The sequence below is a fragment of the Streptomyces sp. SID11385 genome (assembly GCF_010548245.1).
Taxonomy (GTDB): Bacteria; Actinomycetota; Actinomycetes; order Streptomycetales; family Streptomycetaceae; genus Streptomyces.
This window is the reverse complement of record NZ_JAAGLR010000657.1, coordinates 1-7,744: the sequence shown is the minus strand read 5'-3', so window position 1 is coordinate 7,744 and position 7,744 is coordinate 1. Positions and strand designations below refer to the sequence as shown.

At 72.4% G+C, this 7,744-nt stretch carries 7 protein-coding genes; 3 read left to right on the top strand and 4 right to left on the bottom strand.

The genetic code is table 11. From position 1 onward, the window contains the following. Window positions 1-639 (bottom strand): ROK family protein (locus G3I42_RS20070; protein ID WP_164287849.1); only part of this gene is annotated, 639 nt, incomplete at its 3' end. Window positions 640-778: 139 nt separating this feature from the next. On the opposite strand from G3I42_RS20070, the gene G3I42_RS20065 reads away from it, so the two are divergent. Further along, window positions 779-1,816, top strand: coding sequence for a LacI family DNA-binding transcriptional regulator (locus G3I42_RS20065; protein ID WP_164287847.1), 1,038 nt, complete (start codon window positions 779-781; stop codon window positions 1,814-1,816). Between the two features lie 7 nt (window positions 1,817-1,823). Here the strand turns inward: G3I42_RS20065 and G3I42_RS20060 are convergent, their stop codons facing one another. Both G3I42_RS20060 and G3I42_RS20055 read right to left on the bottom strand, forming a co-directional pair. Beyond that, the gene (locus tag G3I42_RS20060) at window positions 1,824-3,137 is read right to left on the bottom strand and encodes an aldolase/citrate lyase family protein (protein ID WP_164287845.1); all 1,314 of its coding nucleotides are present in this window, start codon (window positions 3,135-3,137) and stop codon (window positions 1,824-1,826) included. Between the two features lie 132 nt (window positions 3,138-3,269). Then, window positions 3,270-3,929, bottom strand: a complete 660-nt coding sequence (locus G3I42_RS20055; RefSeq protein ID WP_203607053.1) for a TetR/AcrR family transcriptional regulator — start codon at window positions 3,927-3,929, stop codon at window positions 3,270-3,272. Window positions 3,930-4,076: 147 nt separating this feature from the next. Between G3I42_RS20055 and G3I42_RS20050 the strand changes: the two genes are divergently transcribed. After that, entirely contained in the window at window positions 4,077-5,363 is a 1,287-nt protein-coding gene (locus G3I42_RS20050) for an MFS transporter (RefSeq protein ID WP_164287843.1), read from the top strand. 11 nt (window positions 5,364-5,374) lie between these two features. After that, entirely contained in the window at window positions 5,375-7,156 is a 1,782-nt protein-coding gene (locus tag G3I42_RS20045; protein WP_164287841.1) for a glycoside hydrolase family 3 N-terminal domain-containing protein, read from the top strand. A 146-nt stretch (window positions 7,157-7,302) separates the two neighbouring features. Here the strand turns inward: G3I42_RS20045 and G3I42_RS20040 are convergent. Further along, a partial coding sequence (locus G3I42_RS20040) for an electron transfer flavoprotein subunit alpha/FixB family protein (RefSeq protein ID WP_164282247.1) occupies window positions 7,303-7,744 on the bottom strand: 442 nt, incomplete at its 5' end.

Here is a 7,744-nt window from a genome sequence, read left to right as displayed (position 1 = left end):
CCCGGCCGCGGTCGCGTCGCCGTCCGGCCCGGGCTCCCAGCCGTCGGCGAGGGCGCGCTGCGCGATGTTGGGGCCGCTCGCGATCCGCTCGACGCAGCCCCGGCCCCCGCACGGGCACAGGTCCCCGTCGAGGTCCACGCTGATGTGGCCGATGTGGCCCGAGTTCCCCGTGGGTCCGGGGTGCACCTGGCCGCCGAGGACGAGTCCGCCGCCGACGCCGGTCGAGACGACCATGCAGAGCGCGTTGTCGTGACCGCGCGCGGCACCCTGCCAGTGCTCGGCCGCCGCGATCGCGACCCCGTCCCCGACGAGGCTCACCGGGAGGTCGCCCGTCACCTCGCGCACGCGCGCGACGAGCGGGAAACCGCGCCAGGCGGGGACGTTGACGGGGCTGACGGTGCCCTCGCTCGCGTCCACGGGCCCCGCGCTGCCGATCCCCACCGCCCGCACGGCGTCCCAGCCGGACGCCTCCCTGAGTTCGCCGAGGACCCCGGACACGGCGCCCATGACCCTCTCGCCGTCCTCCTTGGCGGGCGTCGGCCGCTGCGCGCGGGCGAGGATGCCTCCCCGTCCGTCGATCAGGGCGCCGGCGATCTTGGTGCCGCCGATGTCGAGCGCGGCGACGAGGTCCGTGTGCATAGGAGTCCGTATCTTCCTGGTGAAAGCGAGGAGACAGGGCGAGGGTCATTCTGTCCCCGATCATTCTCTCCCCGGACTGACAACGTTGTCTAGGTTCTATGCTCAACGCCACGGACTCCCGACCAGACAGGACCCTCTCGTGGCACAGACCGCCCGCCGACCTGCCCCGCGTTACGGCAACCGCCCGACGATGAAGGATGTCGCGGCCCGGGCGGGCGTGGGGCTCAAGACGGTCTCGCGGGTGGTGAACGAGGAACCGGGGGTGACCCCGGACACCGAGCGACGGGTACGGGAGGCGATCGCGGCGCTCGGTTTCCGCAGGAACGACAGCGCGCGGGTGCTGCGCAAGGGCCGTACGGCGAGCGTCGGCCTGATCCTGGAGGATCTCGCCGACCCCTTCTACGGGCCGCTGAGCCGCGCGGTGGAGGAGGTGGCGCGGGCGCACGGCGCCCTGCTCATCAACGGGTCGAGCGCCGAGGACCCCGAGCGGGAGCGGGAACTCGCGCTCGCGCTGTGCGCGCGGCGCGTGGACGGGCTCGTCGTCATCCCCGCGGGCGACGACCACCGCTACCTCCAGCCGGAGATCGCGGCCGGGATGGCGGCGGTCTTCGTGGACCGCCCGGCGGGGGGCATCGAGGCGGACGTCGTGCTGTCGGACAGCTTCGGCGGGGCGCGCGAGGGGGTGCGGCACCTGCTGGCGCACGGGCACCGGCGCGTCGGTTTCATCGGCGACATGCCCCGTATCCACACCGCGGCCGAACGCCTGCGGGGCTACCGGGCCGCGCTCTCCGAGGCGGGGATCACGCCGGCTCCCGAGTGGGTCTCGCTGGGCGTGACCGATCCGGTGCGGGTAGGGGATGCGGCGCACGCGATGCTCGGCGCGCCCGAGCCCGTGACGGCGGTCTTCGCGGGGAACAACCGCGTGACGGTGACGGTGGTCCGGGTCCTGGCGGAACACGTGCGCCCGGTGGCGCTCGTCGGTTTCGACGACTTCGAACTGGCCGACCTCCTCGATCCCGGGGTCACGGTCGTCGCGCAGGACGCGGCCCAGCTCGGGCGGACGGCGGCGCAGCGGCTCTTCGGGCGGCTCGACGGAGCCGCGCACGAGGCGGAGCGCTTCGTCCTGCCGACGCGGCTGATCCCGCGCGGTTCCGGCGAGCTGCCCCCGGCGCTCTGAGAAAGTCTCACCCTTCCGTGGAGGGTGAGACTTTCTGTTCCGCGCGGCCCGCGTACGCTTCGAGGCGTTCCCTGCCGAGCCCGCTGCGCGTGGTGATCTCGTCCATGCCGAGCGCGTCGCAGTCGGCGCCGCGCAGGAGGTGTCCGGCGAGCGCGCGGGCGGTGGCGGGTTCGTCGAGCACGTCCCCGCCCGCGCGGGCCGCGTAGGCGGCGAGGCGGTCCGCGGCGCGCTCCCAGTCGGCGCGGTAGAACGCGTAGACCGCCGCGTAGCGGGTCGGCAGGTGGGCGGGGTGCATGTCCCAGCCCTGGTAGTAGGCGCGGGCGAGGGCGCGCGAGACGAGGCGGTGGTGCAGGCGCCAGGCGGCGTGCACCCGCTCCGTGGGGCCGACGGGCAGGACGTTGGTGGAACCGTCCGAGAGCCGCACGCCCGTTCCGGCCGCCGCGAGTTGCATGACGGCCTTGGCGTGGTCGGCGGCGGGATGGTCGGGGGCCTGGTGCGCGGCGCTGACGCCCAGGGCGGCGCTGTAGTCGAAGGTGCCGTAGTGCAGCGCGGTGACGCGCCCCTGCCCGGCGTCGATCATGCGGGCGACGGTGGCCGCGCCGTCGGGGCCGAGGACGGCTTGCGCGGTCTCGATCTGGATCTCGAAGCCGATGCCGCCTCGTGCGAGTCCGCGGGCCTCCTCGAAGGCGCCGAGGAGACGTGCCATGGCGGTGACCTGGGCGGCGTACGTGACTTTGGGCAGCGTCAGGACGAGGCGTGCGGGCAGGCGGGGCGCGGTGTCGAGGAGCGCGGTGAGGAAAAGGTCGAGGGTGCGGATGCCGCGTTCGCGCACGGCGACCTCCATGCACTTGATCCTGATGCCGATCCGGGCGGGGACGCGGGTGGGGTCGGGCCCGGCGCAGGCGGCGGCGACGAGGCGGGCCGCGCGCAGCGCGTCGGCGTCCTCCTCGGCCTCGGGCCGCACCCCGTATCCGTCCTCGAAGTCGATCCGCAGGTCCTCGACGGGCTCGTCCCGCAGCTTGGCGCGCACGCGCGGGTACACCTCGGCGGCGAGCGCCGGGTCGAGGTCCAGGGCGGCCGCGAACGAGGCCGCGTCGGGGGCGTGGGCGTCGAGTGCGGCGAGCGCCTGGTCGCCCCACGTACGGACGGTGTCCGCCGTGAAGGCGTCGGCGGGCACGTACACCGTGTGCACGGGCTGCCGGGTGCCGGGGTCGCCCGGGTAACGCCGCGCCAGTTCGGCGTCGACGGGGGCGAGAAGGTCCGCGACTTGTTGCGCGGCGCGCGGGCCGAGCGTGCGGCGTACCGGGTCGTGCGGGTCCATGCGCCGTCTCCCGTCCTCAACAATTCGTTGAGGGAAGGTAAGCGGGCCCGTGCGAGGGAGTCAACGGGGCCCCGCTGGGATCGCGTACGGGCCGGGCGCGCGGAGGGGGCGCGCCGGGGCGGGACGGCGGCGTCAGGCCGGCTCGGGCAGGCCGGAGCCGTCCGTGGACAGGGAGCGCAGCAGCCGGTCGAGGTAGGCGCGCAGCCGGCCCGGCATGTCGAAGGTGTTCGGGGCGAGCGCCCACTGCAACTGGAGTCCGTCCATGACCGCCGCCACTTCGACGGCGATCCCCTCGCAGTCGGTGTCCGGCTTGATCTCTCCCCGTTCCACGGCGGCGTGGAGGGGACCCAGGTGGTAGTCGATCACCATGCGGTACCGGCGGGTGAAGTGCTCGTGGGCGGGATGGCCGCGTTCGCCCGCCTCGGCGGCGAGGATGTTGAACATCTTCGTCCGGCCGGGCCTGGCGGCGTTGTAGGCGGCCAGTTCGACCAGGATCGTGAAGAGTTCGGCGACGGAGTCCGGTTCGCGGGAGAAGAATCGCTGGACGTCCTGCCGGCCGCTGTGTTCCAGGACCGAGACGAGAAGGTCTTCCTTGCCCCGGAAGTGGTGCAGGAGACCGCCCTGCGTGATGCCGACGTCCTTGGCGATGCTCGCGAGCGAGGAGGCGTGGAAGCCACGCTCCGCGAAGTGGTCGACGGCGGAGTCGAGGATGCGCGCACGTCGTTCGTCGCCCACCGCGTAGCTCCCGCGAGCTGCGGTGGTGCGCTGCTTCCGGCCCTGGCTGCGGTCCATGGGCTCACTCTAAGCCGCCCCTGCGCAAGCCCTCGCACCGTGTGATTCAAGCCACGCGCGAAAACCTACCGACTACTCGCTTTTCGCGTTTAGCTTTGCCCCGAAGGGTCGGCAAGGAAGCCACCCCATCTCTTCTGGAGAGCCGCTATGGCCGTTGTCCCCGAGGCCGTTCCGGGCGTCGCCCCCTTTGAGCCGACACCACCCGTGCCCGCGCCGCCCGCTCCCGGCAAGCTGATTTTCGGTCTCGCCTTCGCCCAGTTCGGCGTGATGCTCTCGCTGCTGACGCCGGTGATGGTGACGCTGGCCCTGCGCGTCGAGCAGATTGTCCCCAAGGACGATCGCGGCAGTGCGCTGGGGCAGGTGCTCTCGCTCGGCGCGATCCTCGCGCTGATCGGCAATCCCGTCTTCGGTTCCCTGTCCGACCGCACCCGTGGCCGCTTCGGGCGCCGCCGTCCCTGGCTCGTCATCGGCATGGCCCTCGGCCTGGCCGGACTGCTCGTGGTCGCTTTCGGCGGCAGCGTCCCCGTGCTGATGCTCGGCTGGACGCTCGCCCAGCTCGGCGGCAACGCGGCCCTGTCGGCGGCCGCGGCCAGCGTCCCCGACATGGTGCCGGAACGGCAGCGGGGCAAGGTCTCCGGCGTGATCGGCATGATGACGTCGGTGGCGATGATCGCCGGGACCGTCATGGCCAACGCCTTCCAGGACACGCTCGCCCTGGCCTTCGTCGTCCCGGGGCTGTTCGGTCTGGCCGGCACCGTCTTCCTGGCCGCCGTCATCAAGGACCGCCCGGCCGCTCCCGGCGCCTTCCCGCCCTACAGCCTGCGCGAGTTCCTGCGCTCCTTCTGGGTCAGCCCGAAGCTGCACCCCGACTTCGCGTGGAATTTCGCCGGTCGCTTCCTGGTCTTCGTCGGCATCTCCTGCGTCACGAGCTACCAGGTGTACTTCCTGGAGGACCGGCTCGGGTACAGCGATTCCGAGGTGTCCGGGAAGGTGGTCCTCGGCACGATCGCGATGGTCGTGACCGTCGTGGCCGGTTCGCTCCTGGGCGGGTCGCTCTCCGACAGGTCGGGCCGTCGCAAGCCGTACGTGCTCGTCGCTTCCTGCGTCCTCGGGGCCGGACTGCTCCTTGTCGCCCTCGCGCAGTCCTTCGCGCTCTTCCTCGTCGCCATGGCCGTCTTCGGCTTCGGTCAGGGGCTGTACCTCTCGGTGGACGTGGCGCTCGCCGCCGCCGTCCTGCCCCACCCCGAGGAGTCCGCCAAGGACCTGGGGGTTCTCAACATCGGCAACGCGCTGCCGCAGTCGCTCGTCCCGATCATCGCCCCGGGCCTGCTCGCCGTCGGGGGCGGCGAGAACTACGGGGTGCTCTTCCTCTTCGGCGGCGTCGCGTGCGTACTCGGCGCGCTCGCCGTCCAGTTCATCCGCAGTGTCAAGTGAGGTACCACAGCATGAATGCCGCACCCACCGTCCGCGACGAGGGCCACCCCTACCAGGACTCCTCGCTCCCGGTCGCACAACGCGTCGAGGACCTGCTCGCGCGCATGACCCTCACAGAGAAGGCCGGGCAGTTCTTCCACACGATGCTCGCCATGAAGCCCGACGGCTCCACGGTCGAGAAGGGCGACCCGGGCATGCTGCCCATGGACACCACGCACATGCTGCACGGCCAGTCCATGACCCACTTCAACCTGCTGGGCACCGGCGATCCCACCGCCATGGCCCGCTGGCACAACACGCTCCAGCGGATGGCCGCCGACACCCGCCTCGGCATTCCCGTCACGCTCTCCACCGACCCGCGCCACGCCTTCACCGAGAACGTGGGCGCCTCCTTCGGCGCCGGCGCGTTCTCCGCCTGGCCCGAACCGCTCGGCCTCGCGGCGCTGCGCGATCCGGAACTCGTGTACGAGTTCGCCGACACCGTGCGCCGCGAATACCTCGCCGTCGGCTTCCGCGTCGCCCTGCACCCGCAGATCGACTTGGCCAGCGAACCCCGCTGGTCCCGCCAGAACGGCACCTTCGGCTCGGACGCCGACCTCACCTCGCAGCTGGTGCGCGCCTACGTGCGCGGCCTCCAGGGCGACCGGCTCGGCAAGCGGTCGGTCTCGGCCATGGTCAAGCACTTCCCCGGCGGCGGGCCGCAGAAGGACGGCGAGGACCCGCACTTCCCGCACGGCAAGGAGCAGGTCTATCCGGGCGGGATGCGCGAGCTGCACCTGGCGCCGTTCAAGGCGGCGATCGAGGCCGGCTGCGCCCAGATGATGCCGTACTACGGGCAGCCCGTCGGAACCGACTGGGAGGAAGTCGGCTTCGGCTTCAACAAGGGCGTCGTCCAGGGGCTGCTGCGGGAGCGGCTCGGCTTCGACGGGATCGTCTGCACCGACTGGGGCCTGATCAGCGACGCCGAGATCTTCGGCGAGACGCACGAGGCGCGCGCCTGGGGGCTCGAATCCCTGACCGAGCTGGAGCGGGTGGCCCGCGTGCTGGAGGCCGGGTGCGACCAGTTCGGCGGCGAGGCCCGCCCCGAACTCCTCGTCGAGCTGGTCGAGTCCGGTCGCGTTCCCGAAAGCCGGCTGGACGCGTCCCTGCGCCGCCTGCTGCGCGAGAAGTTCGTGCTCGGCCTGTTCGACAACCCTTATGTCGATGTCGACCTGGCGGCCGAGACCGTCGGGCGCGCCGAGTTCCGGGAGGCGGGCGAACGCGCCCAGCGCCGCTCGCTGACCGTGCTCACCAACACCGGCGGCATTCTGCCGGTGGCCGGTCGCCCCAAGGTGTACGCCCGGAACGTCGAGCCCGAGGCCGTCGCCGCGTACGGCGAGGTGGTGACGGACCCGGCCCTGGCCGACCTCGCGGTCCTCCGCCTGCGGACGCCCTTCGAGCAGCGCGCCAACAAGTTCGAGTCGCTCTTCCACTCCGGCCGGCTGTTCTTCACCGAGGAGGAGCTGAAGCCGATCCTGGATCTGCTGGACGCCGTCCCGACGGTCGTCTGCGTCAACCTGGAGCGGGCCGCGGTCATACCGGAGATCGCCGAACGGGCCGCGGCCCTGATCGCCGACTACGGAGCGAGCGACGCCGCCGTGCTCGACGTCGTCTTCGGCCGGGCCGAGCCCGAGGGGCGCCTGCCCTTCGAGCTGCCTCGTTCGATGGCGGCCGTGGAGGCGTCGCGCCCCGACGTGCCCAATGACACGGAGAACCCGCTCTTCCCCGACGGAGCCGGTCTGCGCCTCGGCTGACCAGGACCGGAGCGCCCCGGGGGCACGGCCTCCCCGGGGCGCTCCGGCGTGTCGCGACAGCGGCCTCGGTGGCGGGGTACGGGACGGCCCCGGGTCCGCCGGGTGGGGCGGGCGCGGGGCCGTGGTGCTCTCGCGAGCGGGACGGGTCAGCCCTTGCGGGTGTTGACCTCTTCGGTGAGCTGCGGGACCACGTTGAACAGGTCCCCGACCACGCCGTAGTCGACCAGCTCGAAGATCGGCGCTTCCTCGTCCTTGTTGATCGCCACGATCGTCTTCGACGTCTGCATCCCCGCCCGGTGCTGAATCGCACCCGAAATCCCCGACGCGATGTACAACTGCGGGGAAACCGTCTTACCGGTCTGGCCGACCTGGTTGGTGTGCGGGTACCAGCCCGCGTCCACCGCCGCCCGCGACGCCCCCACCGCGGCCCCCAGCGCATCCGCCAACGCCTCGATCAGCGCGAAGTTCTCCGCACCGTTCACCCCACGACCACCGGAGACCACGATCGCCGCCTCCGTCAGCTCCGGGCGCCCCGAGGACTCACGCGGCGTCCGCCCCGTCACCCGCGTCCCCGACGCCTGCCCCGAG